A 13,458-nucleotide genomic window follows, 5' to 3' on the forward strand; every position below is an offset into this window, starting at 1 on the left:
TGATGCAATGCTGCAAGGTACGCCTTACTCGTAGTCTGTCACCCCGGCAATATGCCGCCCGGCGATATAGCCGAACGTCGCCGCCGGCCCCAGGTTGATCCCGCCCGCCGGATAGTGCCCGCCCATGATGCTGGCCATGTCGGTGCCCACCGCATACAACCCGGCAATCACCTCACGCTTTTCATCCAGCACCTGCGCGTGGGTGTTGGTCCTGAGCCCGGCGAAGGTGCCGAAACAGCCCGGTTCGACCTTTACCGCATAGAACGGCCCGTTCTCGATCGGCGCCACGCACGGATTTGGTCCGTGCAGGGCATCGCCCTGTTTGCGGTTGTAAGGGGTGGAGCCGCGGCCGAAGTGCGGGTCTTCGCCGTTGCGGGCATGCCGGTTGTACTCGGCGACCGTTGCCACCAGGCCTTGAGGGTCAATGCCGCAGGCCCGCGCCAGGGCTTCGATACTGTCGCCGGTCTTCAGGTAGCCGGATTTGATCAACGGCTGCAGCGGCAACGGAAACGGCCGTGAAATGCCCAGGCCATAACGGCGCTGGAAGGCATGGCTGCAGATCAGCCACGATTCGACCTTGTCCCCCGGCGCCTTGGCGACCATGGCGCTGACATAGTCGTAGTAGCCGTCGGCCTCGTTGACGAAGCGCTTGCCGTCGGCGAGCACGCCGATGATGCCGGGCTTGGCCCGTTCGATGATGTGCGGGAAATGCCCGCTGCTGCCGTCCTTGTAAGGCACCCGCGATACCGGCGCCCAGGCCACCGGGCTGTGCAGGTCGTCAACCACCTGGCCGCCAACGCTTTCGCCCAGGCGCAGGCCGTCACCATTGGCGCCCAGCGGCGGCAGCGCCAGGTGTTCGTGGCCGGTGCGTGTGCGCGGGAACAGCGCCTTGCGGCGTTCGATGTCGTTGGCAAAGCCGCCGGCGGCCAGCACCACGGCCTTGCGCGCATTTATGTGGATCGGCCCGCGCGCGGTTTCAATCAGCGCACCGCTGACCCGGCCATGCTCGCGGAGCAACTGCCGAGCCGCTGCCGATTCCCAGAGCAACACGCCAAGGTCTTCAGCCGACTTGGCCAGCCGCGCGACCAGGGCTACGCCGTTGACCAGTTGCAGGGCCCGGCCGCGGGTTGCCAGATCGAGCAGGTGGCGGCTCAAACGCTTGCTCACATGCAGCAGCGAGCGCCAGGAACGGGTGAGGCTGAGGAAGGCGCCGAGGTCCTTGCCGGCCATGATCGGCATGCCCATGAACGAGGTTTCGCGCATGGTTTTGCGCAGGCGCTTGAGCAGCTTTTTGCCCAGCTGGCGGCCATCGTAGGGGGCGGCAATTACCGAACGCCCGCCGGTGCCGGCGCCAGGGGTATTACCGTGAATGTCGGCGATGCCATTGCCGTCGGCAAATTGCAGGGCGGTATGGCGCTCGAAGAACGACACCATGTTGGGCGCCGCGTCGAGAAACGCATCGATCATCGGCCCATCGAAACGTTCGCCCAGTTCATGCTCCAGGTAAGTGCGCGGCTGCGAGCGCTGCTCGATGATCCCGGCGCGCTGCGCCAGCGGGTTGCACGGTACCCACATCCAGCCACCGGACCAGGCCGTGGCGCCGCCGAACACCGGGTCCTTTTCGACCACGATGACCTTCTGGCCATGCCAGGCGGCGGTCACGGCGGCGGCCAGCCCGGCGGCGCCGGAGCCGATGACCAGTACATCGCATTCGACCAGCGGGGTATCGACGGGCATGAGCAGTATCCTCCAGGCAGTTTTGTTATATTTTGGAACTGTATTCCATATTTTATGGTTTGATCTGTCGCCCAGCCAAGGCGTGCCACGACAAAGTGGGCGAAGATCGGACAGTGATTTGCGCTTTCGCCGGGGCTCTTTAGAATCGGCACAAATTTCAGGGACCATGACCATGGCCGGCAGTCAGATCGAACGTGCGTTCAGCCTTCTCGAACGCCTCACCAGCGACCCGCGCGGGCTGCCCCTGCAGACCCTGGCCGAAGAGCTGGACATCCCCAAGAGCGCCACCCATCGCATGCTCGCCGAGCTGATGCGCCTGGGCTATGTGCGCCAGAACGCCGAGAGCAGTCGCTATCACCTGAGCACCCGCCTGGTGGCCATGGGTTTTCGCTATCTGGCCAGCAGTGGCGCCGATATCGTCCAGCCGATTCTTGATCAACTGGCCCAGCAGACCGGCGAGCTGGTGCGCCTGGGGGTGATCGACGGCGAACGCCAGACCTGGATCGCCAAGGCCCAGGGCGCCCGCTCCGGCTTGCGCTACGACCCGGACATGGGCCGTGATGCGCCGTTGTTCTACACCGCCTCCGGGCATGCGTGGCTGTCGAGCCTGAGCGATGCCCAGGCCTTGTTGCTGGTGGAGCGCCAAGGCATCGCCGACCCGGCGCAGTTCGGCCCCAACGCACCGAAGTCCAATGCCGAGCTGCTCGAACGCCTGCGCGTTGCCCGCGAGCATGGCTATGCCTGGGTGGTGGAGAGTTCGGCAGTGGGGATGTCGGCGCTGGCGGCGGTGGTGCGGCACCCGCTGGATGGCCATGCGGTTGGCGTGCTCAGCGTTGCCGGGCCCAGTGCGCGGATGAGCGAGGCACGCATGCACGAGCTGGCGCCGGTGTTGCTGGCGGCGGTGGCGGAGTTGTCGGCGGCAAGTCCTGCTTCTGAGTTGTTTGTCTAGAAGCATCACGGGTCAAGCCCGCTCCTGCACTCGCGATCCGTTTTTTCGCTTGCATTGAAATTGGAACTAAGTTCTAAATATTTCCAAATTCAATTCGCCGAGAAAACAACAATGAGCCAACGCGTGATGTCCCTTGCCGCCTTGACGGTACTCGAGCTGTCGCCTGTCGACATGGTCGAGGTTGCTGCCCGCGCAGGCTACAGCCATGTCGGCCTGCGCCTGGAGCCGGCCACGGCCGAGGAGCATCACTTCCCGCTGGTGGCCGACGCCGGCCTGCGCCGGCAGACCGCCGCGCGCCTGCGCGATACCGGCATCCAGGTGCTTGATGTGGAGATTTTGCGGCTCAAGCCCGAGACCTGCGTGGCCGACTTCGAAGCCCTGCTGGCCGTCGGCGCCGAGTTCGGCGCCAGCGAGCTGCTGGTGGCCGGTAACGATCCTGACGAGCAACGCCAGAGCGACAATTTTGCGGCCCTCTGCGACCTGGCCGCAGATTACGGCCTGCATCCGCACCTGGAGTTCATGCCCTGGACCGACGCCAAGAACCTCACCCAGGCCTGGCGCATCGTCGAGCAGGCCGGGCGCGACAATGGCGGGGTGCTGGTCGATGCCTTTCACTTTGACCGCTCCGGCTCGTCGCTGGATGAGTTGCGCCAGGTGCCGGCCTCGCGGCTACGCTATGCACAGTTGTGCGACGTGGCCGGGCCGCGTCCGCACGATATGGCCGAGATCTTGCGTCAGGCGCGCAACGAGCGGCGGTTTCCCGGCGATGGCAATTGCGATTTGCCCGGCTTGTTGCGTAGCCTGCCGCAGAACATTGCGCTGAGCCTGGAAATTCCCGTTCGCGACCAGGGCCTGAGCGCCTTGCAACGGGCACAGATGGCCCTGGACAAGACCTGTCAGTTGCTCCGTCAACTCTGAACCTGCGAGCTTTTATCGATGCCCCGTCCTACTGCGCTCGACGCTGTCAGCCAACCGCTCAAGGGCATTGCCCTGGTGGTGCTGGCGACCTTTCTGTTCGCCAGCCACGACGCCTTGTCGAAGTACCTGGCGGGGTTCTATCCGATTCTCTGGGTGGTGTGGGCGCGCTACCTGGTGCACACCCTGCTGATGATGGTGATCTTCCTGCCGCAGTCGGGCCTGCGCGTGTTGCGCACCCGGCGACCGGGGCTGCAGACCTTGCGCGCGCTGTGCCTGCTGGGCACCAGCCTGTTGTTCACCACCGCCCTGCAGTACATACCGCTGGCCGAGGCGACGGCGGTCAACTTCCTCGCGCCGTTGCTGGTCACGGCGCTGTCGCTGCCGCTGCTGGGCGAGAAGGTCACGCGCGGGCAATGGGTGGCGGTGCTGGTGAGTTTTGTCGGGGTGACGGTGATCATCCATCCGGGCGGGGCCTTGTTTACCCCGGCGGTGTTGCTGCCATTTGGCTCGGCCTTGTGCTTCTGCTTCTACCAGTTGCTGACGCGCAAGCTCAGCGGCACCGACAGCCCGACCACCAGCAACTTCTTCACCGGCCTGCTCAACACCTTGGTGATGAGCGCCGTGGTGCCGATGTTCTGGCAGACCCCAAGCTTCATCCATGGCCTGATGGCCGTGGCCCTGGGCACCTGCGGGATGACCGCGCACCTGTTCCTGACCCAGGCGTTCCGGCATGCGCCACCAGCCATGCTGGCGCCGTTCAGTTACTGTCAGATCGTGTTCGCCGGTGTTCTCGGCCTGGTGTTGTTCGGACACAGCCCGGACATGGCCGGGCTGGTGGGGATTGCCTTGATCTGCCTCAGCGGCCTGGGCGCCGCCTGGTTGCAACGGCGGCGTTAGGCCTCGACCTTCGGCACCTTGCGCGGGGCCATGAAGTACATCCAGGTCAGGGCGATGAAGTACATGGCCGGGATCATGGTGAACAGCAGGGTGTAATTGTTGTTGGTGGTGGTCAGGATGTAGCCGACCAGCTGGGTCATGAACATGCCGCCGATGGCCGCGCACATGCCGCCGAAACCGAACACCGTGCTCATCATGTGCTTGGGCGTGTAGTCCATGACCAGGCTCCAGATGTTGGCGGTCCAGGCCTGGTGCGCGGCGATGGCCAGGGAAATCGCCAGCACCGCGACCCACAGGCTGCTGGCGCCGGCGGCGAAGATTACGCCGATGATGGTGGTGGCGAACAACAGCATCGACAGCAGCCGCGCCTTGACCGGAGCCATGCCACGGCCGATCAGGAACGACGAAAGAATGCCACCGCCGACACTGCCGAAATCTGCACTCAGGTAGATGACGATCAGCGGGATGCCCATCTGCGTGACGCTGATGCCCAGGCTGTATTGCTGGTTGAGGAACGGTGGCAGCCAGTACAGGTAGAACCAGAACACCGGCGCGGTCATCGAGTAAGCCAGGGCGAAGGCCCAGGTGCCGCGCATGCGCAGGATTCGTGAGAACGGCACGCGGGCTTGTTCCGGTTCCACTTCGCTTTGCACGTAGGCCAGTTCTTCTTTGCTGACGCTCGGGTGATCTTCCGGGTTGAAGTATTTCAGGCCCCAGAACACTACCCAGACCAGGCCCAGGGCGCCCATGCCGATGAACGCCGCTTGCCAGCCCCAGACGGTGAGGATCAACGGCAACAGCATCGGCGTGAACATGGCGCCGACGTTGGTGCCGGCGTTGAAAATGCCGGTGGCCACGGCGCGTTCACCGGCCGGGAACCATAAGCGGGTGGTCTTGACGCAGGCGGGGTAGTTGGCCGCTTCGGTCAGGCCGAGAATGAACCGGCAGACCATGAAGCCCACCGCCGAGGTGGCCAGGCCATGGGCGCCGGTAGCCAGGCTCCAGAGCAGCACGGCGCAGAAGAACACGCGCTTGACGCCGACCCGGTCGATCAGCCGGCCTTGCAGCACGAAGCCGATGGCGTAACCGACCTGGAACCAGAAGTTGATGTTGGCGTAGTCCATCGCCGTCCAGCTCATCTCCTTGGCCAGAATCGGCTGCATCACCCCGAGGGCGGCGCGGTCGATGTAGTTCAAGGTGGTGGCGAAGAACACCAGCGCGAGCATGACCCAGCGGGTCTTGCCGACGGCCATGGCGCCACGCAGCTTGTCGCCGATGCCGGCGTGCGCAGTAGTACCCAGGGGCTGGGCCATGCGGGTGGATTGAGAGTGGATCATCGCGGGTTACCCGTATTTTTATGTTTATGGGTCAAGCCTTGGTGTCGAAATGGTGCGCCTGTGGTCAAAAAAGGGTCAATTGACTGAACGCTATATTGGGCGATAATCGAACACAAAACTAACTAGTTCGTACCTTTTGCATTGAGCAAAATTTGCTCAACACCAATAATTCCTCCACCGGTTTTTGCCTGCCCATCGGAGCCAGAATAATGCAGCGTTCGATCGCCACCGTATCCTTGAGCGGTACTTTGCCAGAAAAACTCGAAGCCATCGCCGCCGCGGGCTTCGATGGGGTCGAGATCTTCGAGAATGACCTGCTGTACTACGCCGGCAGCCCGCGCGAAATTCGCCAGCGCTGCGCCGATCTGGGCCTGGCGATTACCCTGTTCCAGCCGTTTCGCGATTTCGAGGGCTGCCGCCGCGATCGCCTGGCGCGCAACCTGGAACGCGCGGAACGCAAATTCGATTTGATGCAGGAACTGGGCACCGATCTGGTGCTGGTGTGCAGCAATGTCGCCGCCGATTCCGTGGGTGAGCGCCAGGTGCTGATCGACGACCTGCGCCTGCTGGCCGAGCGCGCTGGGGCCCGTGGCCTGCGCATCGGCTACGAAGCCCTGGCCTGGGGCCGCCACGTGAACACCTGGGAGCAGGTCTGGGACATCGTCAAAACGGCTGACCACGCAAGCCTGGGGATGATCCTCGACAGCTTCCACACCTTGTCGCTCAAGGGCGACCCACGGGCTATCGCCCAGGTGCCGGGGGACAAGATTTTTTTCGTGCAGATGGCCGACGCGCCGCTCCTGGCCATGGACGTGCTGGAGTGGAGCCGGCACTTTCGCTGCTTTCCGGGGCAGGGCGAGTTTGACCTGGCGGGTTTTCTCGCGCCGATCCTGGCCAGCGGTTACAGCGGCCCGCTGTCGCTGGAGATCTTCAACGATGGCTTTCGCGCCGCGCCGCCTCGGGCCAATGCCGCCGATGGCCTGCGCTCGCTGTTGTACCTGGAAGAAAAGACCCGCCAGCGCCTTGAGCAAGACCGCGTAGCGCCGGCCAGCGACGACCTGCTGTTCGCCCCACCACCTGCCAGCGCCTACGATGGCGTCGAGTTTCTCGAGTTCGCCGTCGACGACGCCCTGGGGGCCAAGCTCGGCAACTGGCTGGAGCGCCTGGGCTTTACCCGCGCCGGCGTGCACCGTTCGAAGAATGTCAGCCTGCTGCGCCAGGGCGACATCAACCTGATCCTCAACGCCGAGCCTTATTCCTTCGCCCATAACTTCTTTGAGAGTCATGGCCCGTCGCTGTGCGCCACGGCGATCCGGGTCAAGGACAGCGCCCAGGCCCTGGCCCGTGCCGTGGCCTACCATGGCCAGCCCTATCGCGGCCTGGTCGGCCCCAACGAGCGCGAGCTGGCGGCGGTGCGTGCGCCGGACGGCAGCTTGATCTACCTGGTCGACCAGGATGCCCAGGGCCGGACTATCTATGACACCGACTTCAGCCTGCAGCCACAAGCGGGCAGCAGCCTGGGCCTGACCCGCATCGACCATATAGCCCTGGCCTTGCCGGCCGACGGCCTGGACAGCTGGGTGCTGTTCTACAAGAGCGTGCTGGACTTTACTGCCGACGACGAAGTGGTGTTGCCCGACCCTTATGGTCTGGTCAAGAGTCGCGCCTTGCGCAGCCGTTGCAGCTCGATCCGCCTGCCGCTGAATATTTCGGAAAACCGTAATACGGCGATTGCCCATGCCTTGTCGCACTACCGCGGTTCCGGCGTTCACCACATTGCCTTTGACTGCGAGGACATTTTTACTGCGGTCAAACAGGCCAAGGAGTCGGGGGTGGCTTTGCTCGACATTCCGCTCAACTACTACGACGACCTTGCCGCACGCTTTGATTTCGACGACGAGTTCCTCAGCGAACTGGCTTACTACAACGTGCTCTACGACCGCGATGCCCAGGGCGGTGAGCTGTTTCATGTGTACACCGAGCCGTTTGAGGAGCGCTTCTTCTTCGAGGTGCTGCAACGGCGTAACGGCTACAGCGGCTATGGCGCGGCCAACGTCGCCGTGCGCCTGGCCGCCATGGCCAAGGCCCGCGCCGGCGCGCCGGCCCAGGCCAAGTTGTAGGGCGCAGGCACCGAGGCTTCCTTACTCAGCACCCGGGGCTCATAATTGCCGGGTTAACCGATGGCCATGAGTCCCGTATGACGACTACCCCAGCACTCTGCGCAGCCCCCGAACAAGCGCCGCGCAAGGGCCGCAAGAACAATCCGGAAAAGACCCGCGAGAACATTCTCCAGGCGGCGATCAGCGAGTTCGTCCAGCAGGGGCTGGCCGGCGCCCGGGTCGATGCGATCGCCGAGCGCACGCAAACCTCCAAGCGCATGATCTACTACTACTTCAACAGCAAGGAGCAGTTGTACGTAGAAGTGCTGGAGAAGCTCTACGGCGATATTCGCAGCACTGAAAGCAACCTGCACCTGGCCGAACTCGAGCCGCGCCTGGGCATCCGCCGGCTGGTGGAATTCACCTTCGATCACCATGATCGCAACGTCGATTTCGTGCGCATCGTCTGCAACGAGAACATGCACCACGGCGAGTACGTGAAGCGCTCGGCGGCGATTCGCTCGATGAACAAGACCGTACTCACGGCGCTGGATGAAGTGCTCAAGCGCGGCGCTGGCGAGGGGGTATTCCGCCAGGGGCTGGAGGCGCTGGATGTGCACCTGCTGATCAGCTCGTTCTGCTTCTACCGGGTGTCGAACCGGCACACCTTTGGCGAGATCTTCCAGGTGGACTTCGAGGACCAGGCGGTCAAGGACCGGCATCGGCAGATGATTTGCGAGTCGGTGCTTAGATTTTTGCAGGCCTGAGTATTTTCGCGGGGCAAGCCCGTTCCTACCGTAGGAGCGGGCTTGCCCCGCGATGCTTTTCAGTCACCCAGACTGTTGAAGTGCTCGATCATCCGCGCCGCATCAGGCTTCACCCCGCTGAACAGTTCAAACGCCTTCACCGCCTGGAACACCGCCATGTTCGCCCCGCTCAGGGTGCGGCAGCCCAGGGCCCGGGCTTGGCGCAGCAGTTCGGTTTGCAGCGGAAAGTAAACAATCTCCGCCACCCACAGATCCGCCCGTAGCAGCGCCTTGGGCACCGGCATGCCCGGCAGCTTGGCCATGCCCATGGGCGTGGTGTTGACCAGGCCGTCGGCGCTGGCCATGGCGCTTTGCAGGTCATGACCGACCCTGGCGCGGCTGCCGGCAAAGTGCTGGTTGAGGTTGTCCACAAGGGCCTGGGCACGGGCCGGTTCGACATCGAACACGCTCAGTTGCCCGACCGCTTCTTCCAGCAGCGCGTGGGCTACCGCAGCGCCGGCGCCACCGGCGCCCATCTGCACCACCTGGCGGCGCGGCGCGTCGCTCAGGCCACGGCGAAAGCCCTCGGCAAAACCCAGGCAGTCGGTGTTGTGGCCGATGCGTTTGCCGTCCTTGAATACCACGGTGTTCACCGCGCCGATACCGCGCGCTTGCGGTGACAGTTCGTTGAGCAGCGGCAGGATCGCCTGCTTGCACGGGAAGGTGATGTTCAGGCCGGTGAAGCCCATGTGCTCGGCCGCGGTCAGCAGCTCTTCGAGGGCGCTGCTGTCGAGCTTGAGCTGGTCCAGGTCGATCAGCCGGTACAGGTAGTTCAGGCCTTGCGCGGCGCCTTCGTGCTCGTGCAGCGCCGGGGTGCGCGAAGCCTGGATGCCCGCGCCGATAAGGCCGGCAAGAATGCCGGAAGAAGAGGCCAAAGCCATGTTGAAAACTCCGTTGTTATTCTTGGTGATGAAGCGGGAGTGCCTTCGCTTAAAAATGTACCGAATGGTTAATTTGGTCAATCGGGCGCAAGGCCGCAGGGGTGTTTTCTGTGCGCTGATCGCACAGCCTGTGCTACACCTGTTGCTTTGCACCTGACCACGGAGGGCAACATGGCAACGCCGATCAACGACCTGCAGTCGCTGGGTGAAACCTGGCCGGGCCTGGCCAACCTCACCCAGTCGATTTTCGCGGCCCTGGGTGGTCACGGTTTTCGCAATGCCTTTCGCCTCGACCATTCGCGCAGCACCTGCCTGCTGCTGATCGACGGCCTGGGCTGGAACCTGCTGCAGGCCCACGCCCGGCATGCGCCGTTTCTTGCCTCGCTGATGCAGCCGGACAGCCACTTCAAGGTAGGCTTTCCAGCCACCACGGCGACCAGCCTGGCCTCGGTGGCTTGCGGGCTGGGCAGCGGCGCCCACGGTATCGTCGGCTGTGGTTTTGCCCTGGATGAACACACTGAACTGTCACCGCTGACCTGGACCACCTCGCCCTTGCAGGTCGAGGCGCAGGCCAGTGGCGCGCCGCCGCCGGAGACTTTTATCGTGCCCGCCGATGCCTGGGGCCAGGCCGCGGCCCAGGGTATCGCCATCAGCACGGTGATGCTCGGGCGCTATGCCAGTTCCGACTTCACCCGGGCGATTTACAGGGCCGGCAAGATCCTCCCTGCGCCGGCCTATGATGCCTATCCGCAGTTGGTCAATGCCGCCCTGGCCGTGCCGGGGCCGGCGTTCTGCTTCGCCTATTTCGGCGACCTGGATTTTGCCGGGCACCTGTTCGGCCCAGGCTCCGAGGGCTGGCTTAAGCAACTGCAGATTGCCGACCAGCTGGCCCGGGCCATCGCCCAATCCTTGCCTGAGCAGGCGCGGCTGATGGTGATTGCCGACCACGGCATGCTGGCGCTGGACAGTGAACAGGTGCGCGACTTTGATCTGGACCCGGCGCTGCAGGAGGGCGTGCGGGCGATGGCCGGGGATATTCGCGCGCGCTACCTGTACACCCACGCGCACCAGCAGGACCGCGTGCACGAGCGCTGGCAGAATCGTCTGGGGGAGGGCTATCACGTGTTGAGCAAGGCCCAGGCGATTGCCAAGGGGCTGTTCGGCGATGTACTGCTAAGCCAGGCGGAGGCGCGGATTGGCGATCTGATCGTGGTCCCGCGCGGGGCGGGCGGGATCATTCGCAGCGAGGTGGAAAAGCACGCCAGCCAATGGCGCGGGCACCATGGGGCGTTGACCGATGAGGATCAGCTGGTGCCGTTGTTGATGTGTTCGGGGCTCGGCTGAAGGGCCCGCTCCTGCAGGAGCGGGCTTGACCCGCGATAGCTTCAACGGCGAACCAGCAACACCCCGCTCTCCATGTGATGGGTATACGGGAACTGGTCAAACAACGCACAGCGCTCGATGCGATGGGTGTCGTGCAACTGGGCGATGTTGGCCGCCAGGGTTTGCGGGTTGCAGGAGATGTACAGGATGTTGTCGAAGCGCCGGGTCAGCTCGCAGGTATCCGGGTCCATGCCGGCGCGCGGCGGGTCGACGAACACACTGGCGAACTGGTAGCTCTTGAGGTCAATGCCTTCGAGGCGGCGGAACGGACGCACTTCGTTCAGCGCTTCGGTCAGCTCTTCAGCCGACAGACGCACCAGGCGCACGTTATCCACAGCGTTGTCGTCGAGGTTGTGCAGGGCGGCATTGACCGAGGTCTTGCTGATCTCGGTGGCCAGTACCTTGCGCACCCGGGTGGCCAGCGGCAGGGTGAAGTTGCCGTTGCCGCAGTACAGCTCGAGCAGATCGTCCTGGCGCTCGCCCAGGGCTTCATAGGCCCAGTTGAGCATCTTCTGGTTGACCGCGCCGTTGGGCTGGGTGAAGGCGCCTTCAGGCTGGCGGTAGCGGAAGGTACGCCCGGCAATCTGCAACTCTTCGACCGCGTAATCGCGGCCGATCACCACGCGCTTGCCCTTGGAGCGGCCGATGATGCTCACGCCCAGGTCGCTGGCCAGTTGCTGCGCGGCACGCTCCCAGTGCTCGTCCAGCGGACGGTGATAGCACAGGGTGATCATTGCATCGCCTGCCAGGGTGGTGAGGAACTCCACCTGGAACAGCTTGAAGCTCAACGCCGAGCTGGCTTGCCAGGCGGCCTTGAGCCGTGGCATCAGGTCGTTGATTTGCAGACTGGCAATCGGGAAGTCTTCGATCAGGATCGGCGTGTGTTTCTCGCCCGGGGCGAACATCGCGTAGAAGCGCTGCTCGTTTTCGCGCCACAGGCGGAACTCGGCGCGCAGGCGATAGTGCTCGCGCGGCGAGTCGAATACCGCAGGCTCGGGCGCCGCGAACGGCGCCAGCAGCTCGCGCAGGCGCGCGACCTTGGCGTCGAGCTGCTGGGTGTAGGTCGTAGGGTCGAAGACAGCACTCATGCGTTGAACCAGCCCAGTTTGATGACGAACAGGACCGAGAGGATCACCAGTGCCGCGTTGAGGTCACGGGCGCGGCCGGAAAGCAGCTTGATCGCGGTCCAGGCAATGAATCCGAAGGCGATGCCGTTGGCGATCGAGTAGGTCAGCGGCATGGCCAGGGCAGTGACCACCACCGGCGCGGCTTCGGTAATGTCGTCCCAGTTTATTTCAGCCAGGCCCGAAGCCATCAACACGGCGACGAACAACAGCGCCGGTGCCGTGGCGAAGGCTGGCACGCTGCCGGCCAGCGGTGCGAAGAACAGCGCCAGCAGGAACAGAATGGCTACCACGATGGCGGTCAGGCCGGTGCGGCCACCGGCGCTGACGCCGGCTGCGGATTCGATGTAGCTGGTGGTGGTCGAGGTGCCCAGCAGGGAACCGGCCATCGCCGCGGTGCTGTCGGCGATCAGTGCCCGGCCCATTTTCGGCATGTGGCCGTCCTTGCGCATCAGGCCGGCGCGCTTGGCGACGCCGATCAGGGTGCCGGAGTTGTCGAACAGGTCGACGAACAGGAAGGCGAAAATCACGCTGATCAGGCCGACGTCCAGCGCGCCCTTGATGTCCAGCTGCAGGAAGGTCGGCGCCAGCGACGGCGGCATCGACACCACGCCGTTGAATGGAGTCACGCCCAGGGCGATCGAGGCCACGGTCACCGCCAGGATGCCGATCAGCACCGCGCCGCGGACCTTCATGGCCTCCAGCGCGACGATCAGGAAGAAGCCCAGGGTGGCGAGGATCGGCGCCGGTTTCTTGAGGTCACCGAGGCCCACCAGAGTGGCCTGGTTATCGACGACGATGCCGGCGTTATGCAGGGCGATCAGCGCCAGGAACAGGCCAATACCGGCGGCAATTGCCGAACGCAGCGGCAACGGGATGCTGTTGACGATCCATTCGCGGATGCGAAAGATCGACAGCAGGAAGAAGCACACCGCCGAGATGAACACCGCGCCCAATGCCACCTGCCAGGTGTGGCCCATGTGCAGGACCACGGTGTAGGTGAAGAAGGCGTTCAGGCCCATGCCCGGTGCCAGGGCGATCGGGTAGTTGGCGATCAGGCCCATGGTGGTCGAGCCGATGGCCGCTGCCAGGCAGGTGGCGACGAACAGCGCGCCCTTGTCCATGCCGGTCTCGCCGAGAATGCTCGGGTTGACGAACAGGATGTAGGCCATGGCCAGGAAGGTGGTCACGCCCGCGAGAATCTCGGTGCGGACATTGGTGTCGTGTGCTTTTAGTTGAAACAGCCTTTCCAGCATGCCTGCTCCCCGTGGCGCTCCCGGCGCCGTGAATGTATCGACCCAGTTAGCAAAGCACAGACTGTACCGGG

Annotated in this window: 11 protein-coding genes; 6 read left to right on the forward strand and 5 right to left on the reverse strand. The window is 64.1% G+C overall.

Annotated features, from left to right (window positions below; genetic code table 11):
* Positions 1–24: 24 nt before the first annotated feature.
* Positions 25–1,737 carry an FAD-dependent oxidoreductase gene (locus LOY34_RS03355; protein WP_258664280.1) on the reverse strand — a complete coding sequence of 571 codons (1,713 nt, stop codon included), beginning with the start codon at positions 1,735–1,737 and terminating at the stop codon, positions 25–27.
* Positions 1,738–1,909: 172 nt separating this feature from the next.
* On the opposite strand from LOY34_RS03355, the gene LOY34_RS03360 reads away from it, so the two are divergent.
* From LOY34_RS03360 to LOY34_RS03370, 3 genes are all read left to right on the forward strand, one after another.
* Positions 1,910–2,686 carry an IclR family transcriptional regulator gene (locus LOY34_RS03360; RefSeq protein WP_045195862.1) on the forward strand — a complete coding sequence of 259 codons (777 nt, stop codon included), beginning with the start codon at positions 1,910–1,912 and terminating at the stop codon, positions 2,684–2,686.
* A 111-nt stretch (positions 2,687–2,797) separates the two neighbouring features.
* Entirely contained in the window at positions 2,798–3,604 is an 807-nt protein-coding gene (locus tag LOY34_RS03365) for a sugar phosphate isomerase/epimerase (RefSeq protein ID WP_195885636.1), read from the forward strand.
* 18 nt (positions 3,605–3,622) lie between these two features.
* A complete protein-coding gene (locus LOY34_RS03370; RefSeq protein WP_045195866.1) occupies positions 3,623–4,501 on the forward strand; it encodes a DMT family transporter in 879 nt (292 codons plus the stop codon).
* Here the strand turns inward: LOY34_RS03370 and LOY34_RS03375 are convergent.
* Positions 4,498–5,838, reverse strand: coding sequence for an MFS transporter (locus tag LOY34_RS03375; protein WP_045195868.1), 1,341 nt, complete (start codon positions 5,836–5,838; stop codon positions 4,498–4,500). The two genes, LOY34_RS03370 and LOY34_RS03375, sit on opposite strands and share 4 nt — an antisense overlap.
* A gap of 209 nt (positions 5,839–6,047) precedes the next feature.
* Between LOY34_RS03375 and quiC the strand changes: the two genes are divergently transcribed.
* Both quiC and LOY34_RS03385 read left to right on the forward strand, forming a co-directional pair.
* Complete coding sequence (gene quiC / locus LOY34_RS03380; RefSeq protein ID WP_195885637.1) at positions 6,048–7,958, forward strand: 3-dehydroshikimate dehydratase QuiC; 1,911 nt, start codon at positions 6,048–6,050, stop codon at positions 7,956–7,958.
* Between the two features lie 77 nt (positions 7,959–8,035).
* Positions 8,036–8,704: a TetR/AcrR family transcriptional regulator gene (locus LOY34_RS03385; RefSeq protein WP_195885638.1), complete on the forward strand. Its 669-nt coding sequence runs from the start codon at positions 8,036–8,038 to the stop codon at positions 8,702–8,704.
* A gap of 59 nt (positions 8,705–8,763) precedes the next feature.
* Here the strand turns inward: LOY34_RS03385 and LOY34_RS03390 are convergent, their stop codons facing one another.
* Positions 8,764–9,624, reverse strand: coding sequence for a shikimate dehydrogenase (locus LOY34_RS03390; protein WP_408980554.1), 861 nt, complete (start codon positions 9,622–9,624; stop codon positions 8,764–8,766).
* Positions 9,625–9,795: 171 nt separating this feature from the next.
* On the opposite strand from LOY34_RS03390, the gene LOY34_RS03395 reads away from it, so the two are divergent.
* The gene (locus LOY34_RS03395) at positions 9,796–10,968 is read left to right on the forward strand and encodes an alkaline phosphatase family protein (protein WP_195885639.1); all 1,173 of its coding nucleotides are present in this window, start codon (positions 9,796–9,798) and stop codon (positions 10,966–10,968) included.
* A 41-nt stretch (positions 10,969–11,009) separates the two neighbouring features.
* On the opposite strand, the gene trmA is transcribed toward LOY34_RS03395, so the two are convergent.
* Both trmA and LOY34_RS03405 read right to left on the reverse strand, forming a co-directional pair.
* The gene (gene trmA / locus LOY34_RS03400; protein WP_195885640.1) at positions 11,010–12,095 is read right to left on the reverse strand and encodes a tRNA (uridine(54)-C5)-methyltransferase TrmA; all 1,086 of its coding nucleotides are present in this window, start codon (positions 12,093–12,095) and stop codon (positions 11,010–11,012) included.
* A complete protein-coding gene (locus LOY34_RS03405) occupies positions 12,092–13,387 on the reverse strand; it encodes an NCS2 family permease (RefSeq protein WP_045195880.1) in 1,296 nt (431 codons plus the stop codon). The genes trmA and LOY34_RS03405 overlap by 4 nt, the downstream gene beginning before the upstream one ends.
* Between the last annotated feature and the right edge of the window lie 71 nt (positions 13,388–13,458).

Source organism: Pseudomonas sp. B21-009, assembly GCF_024749345.1.
Taxonomy (GTDB): Bacteria; Pseudomonadota; Gammaproteobacteria; order Pseudomonadales; family Pseudomonadaceae; genus Aquipseudomonas.